The following is a 20,849-nucleotide window of genomic DNA, read 5'->3' on the forward strand; positions in this document are numbered from 1 at the left end:
ATTCCGGCGGGCAGGAGCCGGTTCGGTGGCCGGCACCGGTCGGGTTGTCGGCCTGTTGCCCCGTGCCCTGGAACCGGCCCGGAACGCGCTGATCCCTCACCGGATTCGCGACCCACGTCGACCGGATCCGATCGACGAGTCCGGATGTGGTGACCGCCCGGACCGAGAGCCTTCCCCGGCGCACATTGCATGTCCCGAAATGCACAGTTTCACGTCCCCTAGGGATAAGCATTCGGGCATGAACTCCACTACTGTTAGGTCCATCACACAGAGCCGGTTGGGAAGAGGGGAACGTCGGCCACGGCCGCGACATCGCCCACCTCCTCCCGCCGGAACACCGACCGCCGTCGAGCACGGCAACGTGCCCTCGACAGCCCGGATCCCGTACAGCGGGAAGCAATTTCATCCCGAGAAACATCAAGGCGCCGAAGCCTGCCCCGTGGAACGGGCCGGCAGGCGCGACAAGGAGGAGACTGTGGCAAAAGCCGTCCGCTTCTACGAAACCGGTGGCCCCGAGGTCATGCGGTGGGAAGCCGTCGAGGTCGGAGACCCCGGCCCGGGCGAGGTCCGGATCCGGCACGAGGCCGTGGGTCTCAACTTCGCCGACACGTACTTCCGCACCGGCCTGTACCCCGCTCCCCTGCCGGCCGGCATGGGCGTCGAAGCCGCCGGCGTGGTCGAGGCCGTCGGACCGGACGTCGCGCACGTGCGGGAAGGCGACCGGGTGACCTACACCGGCAGCCCGCTCGGCGCCTACAGCACCGAGCGCGTGATGCCCGCCGAACACCTGATCCCCCTGCCCGATGCCATCGGGTTCGACACCGCCGCGGCGATGACCATGCGCGGCTTGACCACCGCCTACCTGCTGCGCCGCATCCACCCGCTGAAGGCCGGGGACACCGTACTGCTGCACGCCGCGGCGGGAGGCGTGGGCCTGATCTTCACCCAGTGGGCGAAGTTGTTGGGAATCAACGTGATCGGAACGGTCTCGAGCGAGGAGAAGGCCGAGACAGCGCGCGCCCACGGGTGCGATCACGTCGTGATCTACACGCAGGAGGACGTCGCGCAGCGAGTGCGGGAACTGACCGACGGCGCCGGCGTTCCCGTGGTGTACGACAGCATCGGCAGGACGACGTACTCGACCTCCCTCGATTCGCTGGCGCGCCGCGGTCTGCTGGTCTGCTTCGGTACCGCCTCCGGGCCCATCCCGCCGATCGACGCAATGCAGCTCGCGGTCAAGGGATCGTTGTTCGTGACCCGTCCGGCGCTCGCGGACTACATCGCCGACCCGGCCGAGCGCGCCGAACTCGCCGGAGAGCTGTTCTCCCACGTCGCAACCGGGAAGATCGCGATCGAGATCAACCAGCGGTATGCACTCGAAGACGCGATCCGCGCCCACCACGATCTCGAAGCCGGTCGCAGCATCGGCTCGTCGGTCTTCACCCTCTGACCCCGGCTGGGCGGGATGTTGCTCCGGACACCACCGCCACCCCACCACCCACGAAGGATCTGTCATGACTACCACCACCCGGCCGTCGGAGACGACCACGACCACCACGCGGGAGTTCCGCGTCGAACCGCTCACCTGCACCATCGGCGCCGAACTGTTCGACGTCGACCTCGGGGAGGTTTCGCGTGACCATGCGCTGTTCGAGCAGCTGCACGCGCTCCTGCTCGAACACAAGGTGCTCTTCTTCCGCGACCAGGACATCACTCGCGCCGAGCATGTGGCGCTGGCCGAACGGTTCGGTCCGCTCGAGGATCACCCGATGGTCGGCAGCGACCCCGACAACCCTGGCCTGGTGCGGATCTACAAGGACGTCGACAGCCCGCCCGAGCACTACGAGAACGCCTACCACTGCGACGCCACATGGCGGCAGAACCCGCCCATGGGGTGCGTGCTGCGGTGCGTGGAGACGCCGCCGGTCGGTGGCGATACCGTCTGGGTGAACATGGCCGAGGCGTACCGGCGGCTGCCCGCGCCGGTGAAGGAACAGGTCGCCGGACTGCGGGCCCGGCACAGCATCGAGGCGAGCTTCGGTGCCGCCCTGCCGATGGAACAGCGCCATCAGCTGCATGCGCGGTACCCGGACGCGGAGCACCCGGTGGTGCGCACCCACCCCGAGACCGGCGAGAAGATCCTGTTCGTCAACGCCTTTGCCACGCACCTGGTCAACTACCACACCCCCGGCAATGTCCGGTTCGGGATCGACTACGCCCCCGGCGCCGGCAATCTGCTGCAGTACCTGATCAGCCAGGCCGCGATCCCCGAGTACCAGGTGCGCTGGCGGTGGACGAAGAACAGCATCGCCATCTGGGACAACCGTTCCACCCAACACTATGCGGTGCAGGACTATTGGCCCGCCGTACGCAAGATGGAGCGCGCCGGGATCATCGGCGACCGCCCCTTCTGACTTCCTCTTCCTTCCTCATCGACTCTGAAACGGAGACCACAGATGCACTTCCTCGACGATTCCCTGTTCCCCGAGAACCAGGAGAAACTGGTCATCACCGCCGCGCCGTACGGCCCGGAATGGGAACTCGACGACTTCCGTGAGGACCTGCCGTTGACCATGGACGAGCACGTCCAGCAGGCGGTGGACTGCTACGACGCCGGCGCGACCGTCCTGCACATCCACGTGCGTGAACTCGACGGCAAGGGCTCCAAGCGGCTGTCGAAGTTCAACGAGCTGCTCGGCCGGTTGCGTGAGGCCGTGCCCGACATGATCCTGCAGGTCGGTGGGTCGATCTCGTTCGCCCCCGAGGGGGAGGGTGCCGACGCCAAGTGGCTCTCGGACGACGCCCGCCACATGCTGGCCGAGCTCGATCCCGCCCCGGATCAGGTCACCATCGCCATCAACACCAGCCAGATGAACATCGTGGAGTTGATGACCCCCGACGACATCCGCGGTACCTCCTTCGAGCGTCCCGAGGTGTGGGAGGCGTACCGTGAGATGGTCGTCCCGGCCGGCCCGGAATGGGTCGAAGAGCACCTGAAGCGCTTGCAGGCCAAGGGTATCCAGCCGCACTTCCAGCTCTCGAGTATCCCGCAGCTCGAAACCGTCGAACGGCTGATCCGCCGCGGCGTCTACACCGGCCCGCTGATGGTGACCTGGGTCGGTATCGGCGGTGGGTTCGACGGCCCCAACCCCTACAACATGATGGAGTTCATCCGCCGCACCCCCGACGGCGCGGTGCTGACCCTCGAGACCCTGATGCGGTCGGTACTGCCGATCAACACCATGGCAATCGCGATGGGCCTGCACTGCCGGGTCGGCAACGAGGACACCCTGTGGACGCCGACCAAGGAGAAGATGACCTCGGTCCAGCAGATCGAACAGCTCGTGCGCATCGCCGGTGAACTCGGCCGGCAGGTGGCCACCGGCAAGGAGGCCCGCGAGATCTACAAGCTCGACGAGCGCTACGCCGACGCCGACGAGACCCTCGCCAAGGTCGGCTTCGCACCCAACCGCAAGCCCGGCCAGCGCGGCTTCACCCAGCACGCCTGAGCCAGGCACACCGGACACCTCCCCGGAGGGGCACGCACACAGCACCGTGCGTGCCCCGGCCGTGGGTGCCACCTCTCCCGTGGCGGTGCCACGGGAGAGGCCCACGACGTCTCGTTCTGTCCTCCTCGCTGTCGTTCCTCCGCATTCACCGCCACCCTCGCCCACAGGAGTTCCCATGGGACTGCCCACCTCCCCCGTGGAGAATCCGACCGGCACACCGGCCGCCGGTCCCCGCCCCCACACGCGCTCACGGACGTACCCGTGGATCGTCTTCGCCCTGACCTTCGGGCTGCTGCTCTCGGACTACATGTCCCGACAGGTCCTCAGCGCCGTCTTCCCGTTCCTGAAAAGCGAATGGGCCCTGTCTGATTCACAGCTCGCCTCCCTCACCAGCATCGTCGCCCTCATGGTCGGCCTGCTCACCCTGCCGTTGTCGCTGCTCGCGGACCGGTGGGGCCGGGTCAAGAGCCTCGTGCTCATGGCCGTGTTGTGGAGCGCGGCCACCCTGCTCTGTGCGGTCGCCTCCAACTTCGAGCAGATGCTCGGTGCCAGATTCCTCGTCGGCGTCGGCGAAGCCGCCTACGGCAGCGTGGGCATCGCGGTGGTGCTGAGCGTATTCGCCCCGCGGGTGCACGCCTCACTCAGCGGCGCCTTCATGGCCGGCGGATCGTTCGGGTCGGTGATCGGCGTCGCGCTCGGCGGAGTGATCGCCGTGCACCTGAGCTGGCGATGGTCGTTCGCGGCCATGGCGGTCTTCGGCCTGATCCTGGTTGCGCTGTTCCGGACGCTCGTCACCGAACGCAGGCTCGCCGAGAACGCCGCCGACGAACACCCGAGGCAGACCGCAACCCCACCCGACGGCTTTCGCGCCCCGGTGTCGAGCCTGTTCACCAATCCGGCAGTGCTGTTCGCCTACATCGGTGGCGGACTGCAGATATTCACCGCCGCAGTGCTGCTGTCGTGGACGCCGAGCTACTTCAACCGGTACTACGGCCTCGCCCCGGACAAGGCCGGAGCCGCCGCCTCGATCGTCGTACTTCTCGTCGGCAGTGGCATGGTCGTCTGCGGCATCATCACCGACCGCCTCGGCCGCCACGACATCACCCGCAAGTGGACCGCTGCCGTCGTCTTCTGCATCATCGCGCTGGTGTGCCTGCTTACCGCCTTCCGGCTCGAGGCCGGCCCCGCCCAGCTTGTGCTCATCGGAATCGGTGCCTTCTTCTCCGCCGGCTCCTCGGGTCCAACCGCAGCGATGGTCGCGAACCTGACCCACACGTCGGTGCGCGCGTCCGCGATGGGCACGCTCACCGTCGCCAACAACCTGCTGGGTCTCGCCCTGGGCCCGTTCGTCGTCGGCATCCTCGCCGATCGGCTCGGCTTGCGAGAGGCGCTGCAGCTGTCGCCCCTGGTCTACCTCGCCGCCATCGCCGCGCTGCTGGCCGGCAAGCGCCTCCATCCTGCGGGACTGCGCAAACTCCTCGCACTGAGCACTCCTGTCGCCCGCTGAGGCAGACACTCCTGCTTCCCCGTCACTTCGAACAAGCTCCTGGAGCCGATCTTGAACAGCCCCACCTCTCCGACCGTAGTGATAGTGCCGGGTCTGCGAGACCACGTCGCGGACCACTGGCAGACCCTGCTCGCCGAACGCCTCGACGACGCGCGCACCGTGCCCCCGCTCGAGCACGACAAGCTCGACCGTGCCGCCCGCGTCGCCGCTCTCGACACCGTCCTGAACGACATCTCCGGCCCGGTCGTGCTCGTCGCCCACAGCGCCGGAGTCATGACCACAGTCCACTGGGCCCAGAACCCCACCCGGCCGATCCAGGGCGCCCTCCTGGCGACCCCGGCGGACCTGGAGTTGCCGCTGCCCGCCGGCTACCCCTCCGGCGAAGACCTCGACCGTGGCGGCTGGAACCCCATCCCTCGCCGGAGGCTGCCGTTCCCGAGTGTCGTCGCAGCAAGCCGCAACGATCCACTCGCCTGCTACCGCCGTGTGACCGGCATGGCCGAGCTGTGGGGCAGCCGGCTGGTCGACCTCGGCAACGTCGGGCACCTGAATCCCGCCGCCGGCTACGGATATTGGCCGCGCGCCGAGGAGCTGCTGCAGGAACTGATCGAGCACACCGCAGCATCCGCCGCAGCGCGGTGCTGATTCCGGGGCGGGCCACGACTCGAGGTCGCCGGCCCGCCCCTCACGCCAGCCACACGCCCCCCTGCATCGCGCGTCCTGCGCCAGTACGGAGAAAGAAATTGAGCAAGATCTACACAACTGCGGCCGAGGCCGTCGCCGACATCCCGTCCGGTGCCTCGCTCGCAGTCGGAGGTTTCGGCCTGTCAGGCATCCCGGACGAGCTGATCGCGGCGCTCGCGGAGGGGGAGGGCACCGATTTCGAGGTGTTCTCCAACAACTGCGGCGTCGACGGGCACGGGCTGGGAATCCTGCTCGGCGACAAGCGGATCCGCCGCGTCACCGCCTCCTATGTGGGGGAGAACAAGGAGTTCGCCCGTCAGTACCTCTCCGGTGAACTCGAGGTGGAGCTGACCCCGCAGGGCACCCTGGCGGAGAAGATGCGTGCCGGCGGCGCCGGCATCCCGGCGTTCTTCACTCCCGCCGGGGTCGGCACCCCCGTCTCGCAGGGCGGGCTGCCGTGGCGCTACCACGCGGACGGATCCGTCGCGCTCGCGTCGCCGCCGAAGGAGATCCGCGAGTTCCGCGGCAGGCGGTACGTGCTCGAGGAATCGATCACCGCGGACTTCGCCCTGGTACATGCGCTGCGCGGCGACACCGAGGGCAACCTGGTGTTCAACAAGGCCGCGATGAACTTCAACCCGCTGGCCGCGATGGCCGGGAAGATCTGCATCGCCCAGGTCGAACAGCTCGTCGAACCCGGCGAGATCGACCCGGACCAGGTGCACCTTCCGGGAATCTTCGTCGACCGCATCGTGCACACCGGAATGCAGGACAAGCAGATCGAGAAGCGCACCGTGCGCGCCGCCAAGGAGGCCCGAGCATGACCGCAGTGATCGACACCCTCGGCTGGTCACGTACCGAGATGGCGGCCCGCGCCGCGCAGGAACTCACGCCGGGGCAGTACGTCAATCTCGGCATCGGGCTGCCGACGCTGATTCCGAACTTCCTGCCCGAGGGCGTGCGGGTCACGCTGCATTCGGAGAACGGGATCCTGGGGACGGGCCCCTACCCGACCGAGGACGCCGTCGATCCGGACCTGATCAACGCCGGCAAGGAAACCGTCACCGTCCACCCCGGTGCGGCGTTCTTCGACTCGGCCATCTCGTTCGGGATGATCCGCGGCGGGCACATCGACACCGCGGTGCTCGGTGGGATGCAGGTCTCCGCCACCGGGGATCTGGCGAACTGGATGGTGCCGGGCAAGATGGTCAAGGGCATGGGCGGGGCGATGGACCTCGTCCACGGCGCCCGCACGGTCATCGTGCTGATGGAGCACACCGACAAGACCGGCGCATCGAAGATTGTCGAGCGGTGCACCCTGCCGCTCACCGGGGAGGCCGTGGTACAACGGATCATCACCGACCTCGCCGTCCTCGACGTCACCGACACCGGACTGGTGCTGGTCGAGTGCGCACCCGGCGTCACCGCCGAGCAGGTCCGCGCCGCCACCGACGCACCCCTGAGCTGACCCCACCGTCTCCCTCGTCACAACGACAGGACACACTCTCGTGCTCAATCTCTCCGTACTACTGGAAGACTCCGTCCGTCGCTACCCCGATCGCGTCGCACTGGTCTTCGGCACGGAACGCCTCACCTACGCCCACCTCGACGCCCTGGCCAACCAGGTGGCGAACCTGCTCGCCGCCCGGGGCATCGGCCCCGGCGACAAGGTCGCGCTCTCGTGCCCGAACATCCCGCAGTTCCCCGCCGTCTACTACGGGATCCTCAAGGCCGGCGCGATCGTCGTGCCGTTGAACATCCTGCTCAAGCCGCGCGAGATCACCTACCATCTCGACGATTCCGGTGCCGCCCTCTACTTCTGCTTCGAGGGCACCGACGACCTGCCCATGGGCGAATACGGCCGTGCCGGATTCGACAACGCCGCCGGATGCCGTGAGATGATTCTCCTCACCGCGGACCCGGACACGTCGTCGCCGATCCCCGGCGTCGACACCCTCGCCCGGGCCGTCGAGGCCCGTCCGGACACATTCGACACCGTCGTTCGCGAGCCCGGCGATACCGCGGTGATCCTCTACACCAGCGGCACCACCGGCCGGCCGAAGGGCGCGGAACTGACGCACGCGAACATGCTGCTCAATGCCCTGACCGCCAACCGGTTGTTCGACAGCACCTCGCTGCGCCCGGACACCTACCTGCTCACCCTGCCACTGTTCCATTCCTTCGGCCAGACCGTGACGATGAATGCCGGCCTGTCGGTCGGCGCCACCCTCGTGCTCCTGCCGCGGTTCGACGCGAAGGCGGCGCTCGAGCTCATGGTCGGCGAGGACATCACCGTCTTCGCCGGGGTGCCGACCATGTACTGGGCTCTGCTCGGCGCGGTCGACGACACCGTCGACGTCGACCGCATCTCCCGCTCCCTGCGGCGCGCGATCTCCGGTGGCGCCGCGCTGCCCGTGGAGATCCACGCCCAGTTCGAACGCCGCTTCGGCGTGCGGATTCTCGAGGGCTACGGTCTGTCCGAAACCTCGCCGCTGGCGGTCTTCAGCGACCCCGAACGCGACCCCCGCCCCGGCTCGATCGGTGTTCCGGTCTGGGGCATCGAGGCCAAGCTCGTCGACGAGCACTGGAACCCCGTTCTCGGCGACGACCAGGTCGGGGAGCTCGCACTCCGCGGCCACAACGTGATGAAGGGCTACCTCGGCCGGCCCGACGCCACCGCCGAGGTGATGCGCGACGGCTGGTTCCGCACAGGCGATCTCGCACGGCGCGACGAGGACGACTTCTACTACATCGTCGACCGGGCCAAGGATCTCATCGTCCGCGGCGGATTCAACGTCTACCCCCGAGAGATCGAGGAAGTACTGATGACGCACACCGCGGTCTCGCTCGCAGCCGTCGTGGGCGTCCCGGACGAACGGCACGGCGAAGAAGTCAAGGCATTCGTCATCCTCGAACCGGGTGCACGGATCACCGAGACGGAGCTGATCGACTGGTGCAAGGACCAGATGGCCGGCTACAAGTACCCCCGGTCCGTCGAATTCACCACGGCCCTGCCCATGACCGCCACCGGAAAGATCCTCAAGCGCGAGCTGGTCTCGGCCGTCGTCGACCAGGTTCGCGGCCGATGACCGCCCACACGCCCGGTGCGGCTCCTTCCATCGTCGACCGCATGAAGGCGGAGGGCACCTGGAACCCGCTGTGGGACGGGATCGAGGAACTCGATCCCGAATGGACCGAGCATTACCTGACGGCGACGATGCAGCCGTACCAGAGCGGCGTGCTCTCACCGCAGGTCGTCCAGTTGCTGTGCATCGCCGTCGATGCCTCCTGCACCCACATGTACGCTCCCGGGCTGCGGCGACACATACGAGCCGCACTCGATCTGGGCGTCACCGCCCGCGAGATCGTCGAAGTCCTGAAGCTCGCGACCACCATCGGCATCCACTCGCTGAACATCGGCGTGCCCCTCCTCCTCGAGGAACTGTCCTCCCAGGGTCGGGTGCCCGAATCGGACCGTGCCGGGCACGCCTGACACAACGCCGCTCCCGCACTCCCCGGGCAGAACGCCCCACATCTCGAGGAACAATCATGACGCTTCGACTTCAGCACAAGCCCGCAGGTCTCGAGGCGGTCTTCGAGATCAACTGCGAGATCGACGGTGGGACACGACCGGTGTGTATCGCCGAGATGGTTGTGCTCTACACGTGACCGCCGGAAACGTGCTCGATCACCACACCCGGTTCGAGGAGCGGATCGTCCGCGTCGGCTGCCACCGGATCCGGGTCAGCGTGCGCCACGGGAGCGGAGTTCCTGTGGTGTTGTGCAACGGTCTCGGCGCCGGATTGGAAATCCTCGGTCCGATCGTAGAGTCCTGGAACGCGGGGGCGACGATCGTGCGCTTCGACGTTCCCGGCGCCGGTGGGTCGCCGTCGTCGCTGGTGCCGTACGGCTTCCCGTATCTGGCATGGGTCGTGGGCCGGGTCCTCGACGCCCTCGGTTTCCGGGTCGTCGACGTCGTCGGATACTCGTGGGGCGGCGCCCTGGCTCAGCAGTTCGCCCTGCAGAATCCGCGCCGCTGCCGGCGTCTCGTGCTCGTCGCCACCAGCACCGGGGCAGTGTCCGTCCCGGGCAGTCCGCGCACCTTGGCGAAGATGCTCACCCGCCGGCGATTCGACGACGCCGCCTGGGCCGCGGCGAACGTCGCGGAACTGTACGGCGGTACCGCCCGCCCGAACGCCGGCGCGGTCGCCGGCCTGCTCGGGAGGCAGCCCCGCACGACGTCGCGAACCGGGTATCTGCAGCAACTGCTCGCCGGGGCCCTGTGGACGAGCCTGCCGCTGCTGCCGCTGATCCGGCAACCGGTCCTCGTGGTCGCCGGTACCGACGACCCGGTCGTTCCCGCCGTCAATGCCCGCATCATGCACCGGCTGCTTCCCCATGCCACCCTGCATATGCACTCCGGGGGGCACATCGACGTGCTCACCGGAGCCGGCGAGGTCGTGCCGGTCATCGATGCGTTTCTCGCGACCGGATGACGGCTTCTGCGCCGCGACGGTCCGACGAGGAGGCACGTGCCGCACTTCGCTCGTCGGACCGATCCGCGGTACGTCACGAGGTTTCCGGGCCGTCGCCCTCGGGCCGGTCGTCGCCGTGGCGCCGACGCCGTTGCTCGAAGGCGCTCACCGCAGCTTCGATCGTCGGATAGAACCGCGACGTATCGAATCGGTCACCCACGCCGAAGCGCACGAGCCGATCCTTGACGGGGCCTTTCATCTCTGCGAAGACGAGCCTGACGTGCTGGCTCTCCAGATACCGGTCGAGGTCGACCACTTCGTCGACGGCTGTGGTGTCCAATCCGATGATCGGCTCGGCGGCGACGACGACCCATTCGACGGGCGACGCCGAGTCGTTCACCAAGGAACGGACGTAGCTGTCGAATATCTCCCCGTTGGCGAAGAACAACGGAGCATCGAATCGAACGAGGACCAGACCCGGGATGCGCCGGCCCTCGGGGTGCCGGGTGATGTCGTGGAACCCGTCCCGATCCGGAAGGGCGACCAGCTCCGTCCGATAGGGCTGCCATACCCGCACGACCACTGCCACGAAGGACAATCCGATCGCCACCAGGATGCCCTGCAAGACCCCCACCAAGGCGACGCCGACGAACGCTGCCGCGGCCAGACCCGCTTCGACGCGGCTCATCCGCCACATCCGCACCACACCGGGCACGTCGACCAGCGCCCACGCCGCGACGATCACCACCGCCCCCAGCGTGGCCTGGGGGAGATACGCCGTCACTCCGGGTGCGAGCAGAACGAACAACAGCACCGCTGTGGCTCCGACGACTCCGGCCAGCTGGGTGCGGGCTCCGCTCTCCTCTGCCACCGGGGTACGGGACCCGCTGGCCGAGATCGGGAACCCGCCGAACACCCCGCTGGCCACGTTCGCGACTCCGATCGCCTTCATCTCCGTACTGCCGTCGACGTTCTCGCCCCGCCGGGCGGCGAAGGTACGCGACAGCACGCCGGAGTCGGCGAAGGCGATCAACGCGATACCCGCCGCCGGTCCCACGAGCGCGGCCACCTCATCCCAGCTCACCCCGCCGAACGACGGGAGGGGCATACCGCGCGGCAAGGCTCCGACCATGTCGATGTCGTCGGTGAGGTCGATCGCGAAGGCGACGACCATGGCTCCCCCGACCGCGACCAGAACACCCGGAACCTTGGAATGCAGCACCTTGAGCCCGATGATCACCGCCAGCGACACACCGCCCACGAGCGCCGTCGTCGGGTCGACGTCCCCGTCCAGCACCGCCCCGACGATCCCGGCGAGCTCGTCGAGAAGGCCCGAGGCGTCGACTGAGAAGCCCAGCAGCTTCGGCAGCTGCCCGACGATCACGATGAGCGCGATCGCGTTGAGATAGCCCAGGCGCAACGGCTTGGACAACAACTCGGTGACGAACCCGAGCCGCAGCAACCCTCCGAGGATCATGATCACGCCGACCAGCACCGCCAGGACGCCCGCCAGGATCAGTGCGCTTTCCGGGTCCGCGGCCACGGTCAGCGGCAACACCGCCGCAGCGATCAGCGGCGCCAGCGACGAGTCCGGTCCCAGAACGAGAATCTTGGACGGTCCCACGACGGCGTACGCGAGCAACGGCACGATGGTCGCGTACAGTCCCGCGTACGCGGGCAGCCCGGCGGCTTCGGCGTAGCCCATGCCGGCAGGAATGAGCAGTGCGGTCAGAACGAGCCCGGCCGTCACATCCGAGCGCAACCATTCGCGGCGGTAACGGCGTACCGTCACGACACCGGGCAGCCCAGCCAGGGCTCGGCTGAAGGACATTCAGAGAGTATGGCACCGCAGGCCCAGTCGGAAACGCCGATTGTGGGCAAGACACGCAGCGGTTGCTGCGTCGGCCCGGAACACCCGCGCCCATCGGTGTTCTCTCGCGCGTGTTCTTACCCGCGCGGACCGCACTTTCGGGCGCGACGCGAGCAACCCACCTACGATCGATTCGAGCCGGGACGCCCGAGGGGGAGCCATGTCCGAGATCGAGAGGCCCGAGCTGCGGGCCGCAGTCGACGAGATCCTCAACCGCCGGCCCGCCGTCGGCCTGGCGGTCGGCGTGGTCCGCGACGGAACCCTGGAGTTCTTCCACGGGCACGGCGTCGCGGACATCCCGTCGAACAGACCCGTCACCGAGGACACGATCTTCCGGATCGCATCGATCACCAAGACGTTCACGGCGATCGCGGTCATGCAGCTGTGGGAACGGGGACTCGTCGACCTCGATGCGCCCGCCGCCGACTATCTGCGCGCCTTCCGGCTGGTCCCCGCGCGGTCCGGCTGGCGGCCCGCGACGGTGCGCCACCTGCTGACCCACACCGCGGGACTCGGCGAGGTGGCGCCGGCGTCCGGCGCGCTCCGACCGAATTTCGGGGAGAACGTCGAGCTCGGACGGCCACGATCCCTGGCCGAGCACTATCGAGGAAGACTGCGCATCGACGCGGAGCCCGGCACCAGGTTCCGGTACGGGAACCACTCGCACGCGACGCTCGGCCAGATGGTCGAGGACATGACCGGGCAGCCGCTGCACCGCTACCTGCGCGAGCACGTCTTCGAACCCCTCGGCATGACGAGCACCAGCCTCGTCCGGTCCGAGCTGGACGCCTCGCGGATCGCGACCGGCTACACGCTGCGCTCGAGTGGCCCGAGGGCGGTCCCCGAGCGGGAACCGGTGACGGCGGGAGCCGGCGCGGCGTACTCGACACCCACGGACATGGCCCGCTACGTCGCGGCGCTGTTGGGCGGCGGCGCCAACGAGCACGGATCGGTGCTCGAACCCGCGACGCTCGCCACCATGTTCGCGCCCCAGTACCAGGCCGATCCGCGGCTGCCGGGCGTCGGTCTGACCTTCTTCCGCGGCGACGTGGGCGGCCACCACGTGGCCGAGCACCAGGGCATCCTGCCCGGCTTCAACTCGCAGATCACCGTCGCCCCGGACGACGGCGTCGGGATCCTCGCCTTCACCAACGGAGCGCACCGGGCCGTGATGTGGCTGCCGGTGGAAACCGGGACGCTGCTCGGGTCCGTGCTCGGCGTTCCGGGCGAGAAGATCCGCACCGATGTTCCGCAGCGCCCCGAGGTCTGGTCCGAGATCTGCGGGTGGTACTACCTACCCGGCCGGGTCACCGACACCCGCGTCCGGGCCATGATCGGCGCCGGCGTCGAGGTCTTCGTCCGTCGCGGCGAACTCCTGCTCCGGTTCCTGACCCCGCTGCCTCCGCTCTACCGGGGCCTGCCGCTGCACCCCGACGACCCCGCCGATCCGTACGCGTTCCGGTTCGACCTCGGCGACGGTCTGGGCTCCAGCCGGCTCGTGTTCGGGCGCGAGCCCGGAACGGACGACATGTCCGTGCACTTCGAGCTGATGCCGCTGTCCGCCCGGAAGCGGACGCCGGCGACGAATCCGAGGTTGTGGGTGGAAGGGGTGGGCGTCGCCGCGACCGCCGCGGTGCTGGCGCGTCGCGTCGTGCGCGGTCCCGTGTGGTGACGGGATCCGGCCCTCGCGCGGCCCTGGTGGGCGCGAAGGGAACTCCGATATCCGCGCGCATCGATGTTCTCTCGCGCGTGCTTTTACGTGCGCAGGAAGCACTTTCGCGCGCGAGTACGACGAAGCACCGGCTCGAGGGGGCCGTTGCGCCCGTCCTCCCGCACCTCTTTCGGACATCGACAACGAACGCGACGGTTGTCGATGTCCGGTGCTGAACAGTCTGCGAGGTGAGCCGCAGAGACCTGACAGTCACGGGTTCGCTCGGATGTGCAGTTCTCGTGACGACGCGCCGGGCAACGTCCACGAGAACTGCGCGCTCGGCACAGTGCCGCTCAACCGAAATCGACCTGACGACGAGCGTTCGCCAGGCATGTGACGGCGCCCGTCCCGAACGGGCCGAGCTGGTCGAACAGCACCGAGGTGCCCACCGCGACGCCGGCGGCGCTGAGGTGGTGATCGGCTTCGACGCCGACCTCGGTGCCGACGGGCAGCCGCGAGAGGGCCAGCGTGAGGTCGCCGTTGATGAAGCCGACGCCCTCGTCGCTCCAGTTGGCCATGAAACTGGTGCCCTCGCCGACGACCGCGGTCCGCACGAACGGCGACATCTCCTCCCCCACGATCACCGGAATCTGCCGGGACCACATGCGTTTCCGGCTCGCGTTCTGATGCTCGGACCGCACCTGCGACCAGCCCTCAGGGTGCGCGTCGCTGCCGAACCAGGTGGGTGCGAATCCCGCCTCCGGGCCGTCGAGTGCTTCGGCGGGCGGCGTCGGGTGCTCGTCACGGGTCCAGACGGTGCCCGGCGGCTGCTCGGATGGGCGCAGGTAGACGACGGTCCCGCGGGCGGTGACGTCGTCGCCCTGGATCAGGTAGGCGTCGGCGACGCGGATGCGGTTGCCGTCTCGCACGCGGGTCGTCTCGAACCGGACGGGCGCGTTCTGCACCGGCCTGAACAGGTCGACGGTGAGCCGGGCGGGGACGAACCCGTCGGGACCGTGGTCCTTGTCGAGTTCCCGGGCGAGCAGGCCGGTCACGCACGGTCCGGCCAGCATCGTCGACGACCAGGGGCTGACGGCGTACTTCGTGGGAAGGTACGTGCCGTCCGATTCGGTGAAGTATCCGCGCATGGAGTCAGGCATGCTCGGATTCTCGCAGCACTCGTTTCCTCAGCGAACGTCCCGGTCAGGTTCCGATGTCCTCGCTCGTCCCGCGATGCCGTAGCCACACCATCGCCGCACCGCAGGCCAGGATGGCGGCGGTCGACGCGCCCACCGACGTCCACGTCCACGCACCCGGACTCCACCCGGCTGCGTCGTCTGTGAGCGGAGTGTAGGCCGTCCACCCGAACTGGGCGACCAGCGGCAGCGCCAGCACCGACGGCAGAGCCAGCGAGGTGGCGGTCACGGGCGCCGTCGACGGCAGTGACGCGATGATCGTGTATGCGGCGGCGAACGGCACCACGAGGATCGTCGCCGCGAAGTTCACGTTGTCCCACGGCGGACGATCGACGATCCCGGAAGCCGCGACGAGCGCGAGCAGCCCCACGCCCACCAGGGGCATCGGCCTGCGGCGACCCAGCCATACACCAACGGCCACGAGAACCGGCCCGATCAGCAGCGCCGGCCACGCGGCCGGCGACCACAAGACGGTGCCGCCCACGGCGACGACCACCGCCGTCGCCGCCAGGAGCACCGCCCCCGTTCGTCCCCGCAGCCACAGCGCCGCGGCGACGAGCACAGGCACCGCCACCAGACCCCACAGCCACCGACCCTCCCCGAGGTCGTCCAGGGAGAACAGCGCGTGGTGGAACGACCAGTACAGCCCCACCCCGAGGATCGGCACACCGATGCCGACGGCCACCTCCCGCCCACGCGCCCGGGCGACCGGCGCCGTGTCGTTTCGGGCGGTCAGCGCCACCACCCCTGCCGCAACGGCGGTGACGATCGCCAGCGACAGCCACACGGCATTGACCGGTTGAACGCTCGCTGCCAGGTAGGACGCGTACCGCTGAGGCGCCGAGTCCAGCTCCCGGAACTGCGCAAGCGGCTCGGCCGTCAGCAGCCCGGCGACCACCACTCCGGGCAGGGCGGCGTGCAGCTTCTCGGCGCCCAGCACGACGAGCGCGCCGAGCAGCAGGCCCGCCCCGATCGTCGCGACGTACACGTCGAACCGCCATCCTCCCGGCAGCGCGACGACGGCCACCGCCATCGCCCCCACCAGGGCGGCCGCGAGCACGCGCCGGCTAATCGCTGCCGCCACGGCCAGCGCCGCGAGCCCCCCGGCTCCGGCGGCAGCAACGTCGGATGTGAACACCGGGCCCGGGCAGCAACCCGTCGGCCAAGGGATAGGTGTCGACGCTCGGGGCGGCCAGCACCAGCCCGGCGGTGAACCCGCCGACGACAAGAAGGACATATCGGAAAATTGACGCCACGCCCTACCATCGCCGGGCGTCCCACCTCGGGCGTGCTCGACGCGCCGGACTCTCTTCGGATTTCGCCACGCGCGCCCCAGAATCCGAACGCGCGTTCGAGTTGACGGCACGCGTCGGCCGTGCCACCATCCCTCCATTGGCCTGAAAACAGGTCGACCCCGGCAGGTGTTGCAGCACCGCACCGGGGTCTGGGCACACGACAGAAAAGAGCTGTCATGCACCGTAGGGTGGAGTCTATCCACACGCCCGGCAGGGGCGTGTATCCGCAACCGCGCGCACGTTCCGTCGCGCCGATCTCACACCGCCGCGCCCGGTCGACGTCCTGACGCACGAGCCCCTCGGCTTCGAGGGGCTCGTCGTGCATCGCTGTTCCCGGTGTGCGCAACGGTAACCGAGACACACCGGTCCACGTCGCTACTCTCCCGTGGTCCGACGTCAGCGCACGGACGCTGCGAGCGCGACTTCGTCGTGCTCGAAACCGACTGGGCACCAGTACCTTTGTCCCCGTAGCTGGTGGCGGGGCACCTGATCGCGCGGGTCGACACGTTCGTTCGGGTCCAGCACAGCCGCACGTCGCCCGCGACGTGGGGCCGAAAGTGCTGGCCGAGAAGGTCTATCGGGGTATGGCGACCGGGCAGCGTTGGGGAAGGGGCCGAAGAACACAGGGACCCGCAGGGTCTCCGCTCGGTCGAGGGCAGCCGCCCGCAGGGCGTCCGCTTCCTCGACACGCTTCCCGCTCCGGCACGTTCGTCATCCGCCGGGAAGGCCGCCACCGAGGAAGTACGTGACCGCCTCCATCACCTCGGCCGTCTGCTCGTCGTGTGGATTGTGACCGGCCAGGTCGATGATCCGAAGGCGTGCATGGGGAATACCGGCGGCCAGATCCCGTTGAGACTGCGGCGGGAACACGAAGTCGTCGCGCCCGGCCACGACGAGCGTCGGGGCGGTGATCTCGCCGAGACGGTCCGCGACCGTCCAATCCTTCAGCAGGTGCCGGCCGGCGAAAATGAGCGGCTCCGCCCGTGGCCTTGAACGCCACCCACCGATCCTCAGTTCGTGCGCCAGCACGCCGAGTCCGGACCGGTGGAAGTATGCGCCCCCGATCTGCGCGAAGATCGGGTAGTACTCGCCGGGCGTGAACTCGCCGGCGAACCACCGCCGGCTCAGCTCCACCTTCTTGCGGTCGTAGCCGCGTTCGCGGAGCACCTCGGGTGCGTTCTGCCGCTCCCAGCGACTGTCGGCGCCGGTGTCGAGGAGCACGAGGCGCGACACCCGGTCGGGGTAACGCAGCGCGTACTCGAGCGCGACCTGCCCGCCGAACGAGTGCCCGAGCACCGCCCACCGCTCGAACCCGAGCCGCTCGCGCAGGGCGTCGGCGTCCGCGGTCAGGTTCTCCCACGTCATCGAGCTGACCGGGGCGCCGACAGACCGCCCGTTGCAACGGTGGTCGTAGAACACCAGGGTGAATCGATCCGCGCACTGCCGGAAGGACTGCATCGTCCACAGGTCCGCCGACGGTCCGCCGTGCATGAGCACCAGCGGCGGCCCCTGCCCGACGACGTCGACATAGAGGGAGGTGTCCCGGATCGGGATTCGACCGGGCCGGACGCGGTGCAGGCTGCCGCGCCATTTCACCGCCGCCGACGAAGGCCGATGGTCGTCGCGTCGTCGCACCTCGCCTGTCGCTGCATTCGAATCTATTGCCCGCGAGTTATTTTCGATTCTTCTTTTGAGGACCGCCAGCATGCGCGCCTGCATGATCCACACGACCGGGGGGAAGATTCCGGAGTAGACGAGGCGCGTAATCCATCGCGGTCGGCCCGCCTGATATCCGCTGATGACGAGGCGGGTGCGCCCGCCGGGCAGCTCCTTCAGCTGGAAGCCCCACAGTCCTTCCAGATAGCCGGACGGTCGCGGCTGCCCGGGGTCGAGGGTGCGGCCCCGCAGATCGATCAGCCCGTACAGCCCGAGGAAACGGTTCGGCTCGATCCGCGCGACCTTGTACGCGTCCATCGGTCCCGCGCCGGGTGCCCAGTACTTCAGCTGGTCGCCGGGCCGGATGTCCTGCCATTCCGGGTGCACTTCCCGGGCGCTCGGACGACCGGCGTTGTCCAGGTGATCCCAGGAGTACCAGCCGCCCCGGTCCCAGCCCATCTGCACCAGCCACGGCCACACCTGCTCGGGCGGCGCGTCGATGGTGACGGCCATCGCTCCCGACCTCTCGCCGTCGGGCACCAGGTCGGCGCCGGGGAACGGCCCGCTGATCTCCTCGTCGGTGGCGCCCCACCGCACGAGCCGGGGGCGCACGAGGCTCCCGTAGACCACGGCCGTCGCCGCGCCCGCCACCGCAATCTTCGGTGCGACTGCCATACGTCCAGCGTGCGCCGGGTTCCGGTGCTTCACAAGAGGCCGGCGACCCTCACATCTACCGCGACACGGTCAGTCGTCACCATCGAGCAGCTCGTGCGGCTGCCTCTCGCCTGAATCCCGCCGTTCCATCGCATCGAGCGGACGCCGGGCGTTCGCTGGTGAGCGCATCAGGTAAACGGTCTCGCGGAGCGACTCGAACACCCCTGGAGACGATCGCCACCGGCTCATCGCCCAAGCGGTGATCACGATTTCCTCTCGGTAGGCGGTGATGCGGCGTCCCGTCGCCGAACCACACGCGATCGGATCGCGGCCTCTCCCGGCGTAGTGTCAATTTCCCTCGGGAATCAGCCTTCTCAGCGCCTCGCGAGTCGGCTCGTCGGTGGAATAGATGACGGTGCCGATCATGCCCCGCGTCAGGAGAACCTTGTACACGTTTCGCACCAGACGATCGAATCGAATATCGCTGATCTTCTTCGCATTTCTGAAGTCGGGATCCTTGTTGGCCGTACGGACCGAAACGAATCCTCCGTCCCGCCACACCAGGTCCGGTCCGAGGATGACGCCGTTCCAGTCGTATTCGAAACCCTGCGCGGTGTAGACACAGCCGACCTGCCCGAAACCCCCGTCCTCGGTGGCCCACAGTGCGGCCGGCGGCGCGTCGCCGGTGCGGCGTTCGCTCTTGCTGTTCCACGGCCGTGCCCACGCGCCGATCTGCACATCCGGGACGAGACGGCCGTCCTTGTCGGGGTTGCTCCACGGCCAGCAGTACCCCGCGGTCATGCGTGCCGAGTATCCGCGGTCGCGCTGCTGCTCGAGCAGGAACTCGAGTTCCTCCGGGGAATCGGCCACGCGCACCGCGAACTGCGGATCCCCCGACCACCGCACCGGGCCACCCTCGACGAGACCGAGCAGACGCTTGACCCACAGCACGTACTCCTCGCTGCCTCCGCAGCGGAACTGCTCCCCGAGGTGCACGTGATGGGTTTCGAGTCCGAGCGTCGCGGCGTAGCGCTCGATCTGTTCGAGCGAGCCGAGTTCGCCCGGCCGCACCACCTGGTGCTCGTCGAGCAGGAACACCGGGACGCGCGCCGCCGAGATGAGTTCGTCGATCTGCGGTCGATCGGTGCGCAGTTCGGCGCGGGTATACCGATCGACGGAGGTCTCACGGATTCGGTGCGCCTCGTCGAGGATCAGCACGTCGAGGCCGTTCCGTTCGGCCGACATGAACTGGTTGAAGTACTTGAACATCTTCTGCACCCGCGGGGCGCGCGCCCCGGCGACCTTGCGCAGGGTCTGGGTGAACGAACGCGACCCGGTGGCATGCAGGACGGTGCGGCCACGGCGGGCCAGCTCGCCGAGCAGGGACAGCGCGATCACGCTCTTGCCACTGCCGGGTCCCCCGGTGACGATGACGACGCGCTTGCGGTCCGCGGCGCGGGACACCTCGACCTCGTGCAGCACCAGGTCCACGGCCAACTGCTGATTGCCGAGCAGATGGAACTGCGGCCGGTCGCGCACCTCGGCGGCGGCGACCTTCAGCAGCTGCTGGGACGGTGCGACCGCGGACTTCAAGAGTGTGTCGCCTGCGGTGTGCCCGGACACCGGGGCGAGCCGGGTGCGGAGAAAGTCGATCATGTCGCCGCGGTCGGCGGCGGTGAACAATCGGCCGGTGATCCCGCCCGGATAGGCGCGCAGCTCCGCCACCGCGGACGGATCGGTGGCGTTGTGCAGATACGCGAGTCCCGCGAGGGCATCGGGCTGATCCGCGACAGCGCGCGCGAAATCGCTCAGGTAGTCGCAGTACCCCTTGACCTGCGCGACGGGATGCAGCCTCGGCCCGCCCGGCATCCCCGCCACCTCGACGAGTTCGGGATTGTCCTCGAAGCGCCGCGCGGCCGACCACTGCTTCAGCTCCACCACGACATACGACACGGCCCCGGTGGCCGGATGAGTGCCGGCGAGCACCACGTCGGCACGCTGCGAGGTGAGCGGCAGATGGTACTCGAGCAGCATCTCGACATCGCCGAGACCGGCATCGACGAGATCCTGCGCAAGCACCGGCAGGCTTCGGCTCCACGACTTCTGTTCGGCCTGGCTGGGACGATGACCGGTGCGAAACAGCATCTGCTCCAACAACTGCTCCGCCAGCGAATCGGGCCGATCCAACTCGGCGATCCGGCGGGCAGATGTACGAAGCAGCGTCACGGTCAGGTCCCCTGGGCAGCACGAATTCAGTCGTGCGGGTGGGGACATGTCCGGGACCGCTCATCGCAGCGGAAGTCCGTCGGGCCGCAGTGGAGAGGCTAGCGGAGGGCCGCTCCCCGATGACAC

Annotated in this window: 16 protein-coding genes; 11 read left to right on the top strand and 5 right to left on the bottom strand. The window is 68.6% G+C overall.

Going from position 1 to position 20,849, the window contains the following annotated elements; translation table 11 throughout:
• Window positions 1-475: 475 nt before the first annotated feature.
• From ISO16_RS14320 to ISO16_RS14370, 10 genes are all read left to right on the top strand, one after another.
• Window positions 476-1,450: a quinone oxidoreductase family protein gene (locus ISO16_RS14320; RefSeq protein ID WP_072636455.1), complete on the top strand. Its 975-nt coding sequence runs from the start codon at window positions 476-478 to the stop codon at window positions 1,448-1,450.
• Between the two features lie 64 nt (window positions 1,451-1,514).
• Window positions 1,515-2,414, top strand: coding sequence for a TauD/TfdA dioxygenase family protein (locus tag ISO16_RS14325; protein WP_072636432.1), 900 nt, complete (start codon window positions 1,515-1,517; stop codon window positions 2,412-2,414).
• Between the two features lie 42 nt (window positions 2,415-2,456).
• Complete coding sequence (locus ISO16_RS14330; protein WP_006939913.1) at window positions 2,457-3,509, top strand: 3-keto-5-aminohexanoate cleavage protein; 1,053 nt, start codon at window positions 2,457-2,459, stop codon at window positions 3,507-3,509.
• 175 nt (window positions 3,510-3,684) lie between these two features.
• Window positions 3,685-5,016, top strand: coding sequence for an MFS transporter (locus ISO16_RS14335; RefSeq protein WP_006939914.1), 1,332 nt, complete (start codon window positions 3,685-3,687; stop codon window positions 5,014-5,016).
• 51 nt (window positions 5,017-5,067) lie between these two features.
• Window positions 5,068-5,661, top strand: coding sequence for an RBBP9/YdeN family alpha/beta hydrolase (locus tag ISO16_RS14340; RefSeq protein WP_029546440.1), 594 nt, complete (start codon window positions 5,068-5,070; stop codon window positions 5,659-5,661).
• 98 nt (window positions 5,662-5,759) lie between these two features.
• Window positions 5,760-6,524: a CoA transferase subunit A gene (locus ISO16_RS14345; RefSeq protein WP_072636433.1), complete on the top strand. Its 765-nt coding sequence runs from the start codon at window positions 5,760-5,762 to the stop codon at window positions 6,522-6,524.
• Window positions 6,521-7,168, top strand: coding sequence for a CoA transferase subunit B (locus tag ISO16_RS14350; RefSeq protein ID WP_072636434.1), 648 nt, complete (start codon window positions 6,521-6,523; stop codon window positions 7,166-7,168). Before ISO16_RS14345 ends, ISO16_RS14350 begins: the two co-directional genes overlap by 4 nt.
• Before the next feature lie 40 nt (window positions 7,169-7,208).
• Window positions 7,209-8,789, top strand: a complete 1,581-nt coding sequence (locus ISO16_RS14355) for a long-chain-fatty-acid--CoA ligase (RefSeq protein ID WP_072636435.1) — start codon at window positions 7,209-7,211, stop codon at window positions 8,787-8,789.
• Window positions 8,786-9,193 carry a carboxymuconolactone decarboxylase family protein gene (locus tag ISO16_RS14360; protein WP_006939919.1) on the top strand — a complete coding sequence of 136 codons (408 nt, stop codon included), beginning with the start codon at window positions 8,786-8,788 and terminating at the stop codon, window positions 9,191-9,193. Before ISO16_RS14355 ends, ISO16_RS14360 begins: the two co-directional genes overlap by 4 nt.
• Window positions 9,194-9,365: 172 nt before the next feature.
• Window positions 9,366-10,196, top strand: coding sequence for an alpha/beta fold hydrolase (locus ISO16_RS14370; protein ID WP_072636436.1), 831 nt, complete (start codon window positions 9,366-9,368; stop codon window positions 10,194-10,196).
• Between the two features lie 73 nt (window positions 10,197-10,269).
• On the opposite strand, the gene ISO16_RS14375 is transcribed toward ISO16_RS14370, so the two are convergent.
• Entirely contained in the window at window positions 10,270-12,006 is a 1,737-nt protein-coding gene (locus ISO16_RS14375; RefSeq protein WP_072636437.1) for a SulP family inorganic anion transporter, read from the bottom strand.
• Between the two features lie 199 nt (window positions 12,007-12,205).
• Here ISO16_RS14375 and ISO16_RS14380 point away from each other — a divergent pair, with 199 nt between their 5' ends.
• Window positions 12,206-13,717, top strand: a complete 1,512-nt coding sequence (locus tag ISO16_RS14380) for a serine hydrolase domain-containing protein (RefSeq protein WP_072636438.1) — start codon at window positions 12,206-12,208, stop codon at window positions 13,715-13,717.
• 332 nt (window positions 13,718-14,049) lie between these two features.
• On the opposite strand, the gene ISO16_RS14385 is transcribed toward ISO16_RS14380, so the two are convergent.
• From ISO16_RS14385 to ISO16_RS14400, 4 genes are all read right to left on the bottom strand, one after another.
• The gene (locus tag ISO16_RS14385) at window positions 14,050-14,856 is read right to left on the bottom strand and encodes an acyl-CoA thioesterase domain-containing protein (RefSeq protein ID WP_072636439.1); all 807 of its coding nucleotides are present in this window, start codon (window positions 14,854-14,856) and stop codon (window positions 14,050-14,052) included.
• A gap of 43 nt (window positions 14,857-14,899) precedes the next feature.
• Complete coding sequence (locus ISO16_RS14390; protein ID WP_230304355.1) at window positions 14,900-16,030, bottom strand: hypothetical protein; 1,131 nt, start codon at window positions 16,028-16,030, stop codon at window positions 14,900-14,902.
• An 868-nt stretch (window positions 16,031-16,898) separates the two neighbouring features.
• On the bottom strand, window positions 16,899-18,518 hold the full coding sequence (locus ISO16_RS14395; protein ID WP_072636440.1) for an alpha/beta fold hydrolase: 1,620 nt from the start codon (window positions 18,516-18,518) through the stop codon (window positions 16,899-16,901).
• Window positions 18,519-18,845: 327 nt separating this feature from the next.
• Entirely contained in the window at window positions 18,846-20,723 is a 1,878-nt protein-coding gene (locus ISO16_RS14400; RefSeq protein WP_072636441.1) for a DUF2075 domain-containing protein, read from the bottom strand.
• Window positions 20,724-20,849: the final 126 nt, after the last annotated feature.

This window comes from Rhodococcus sp. M8 (assembly GCF_015654185.1).
Classification (GTDB): domain Bacteria; phylum Actinomycetota; class Actinomycetes; order Mycobacteriales; family Mycobacteriaceae; genus Rhodococcus; species Rhodococcus aetherivorans.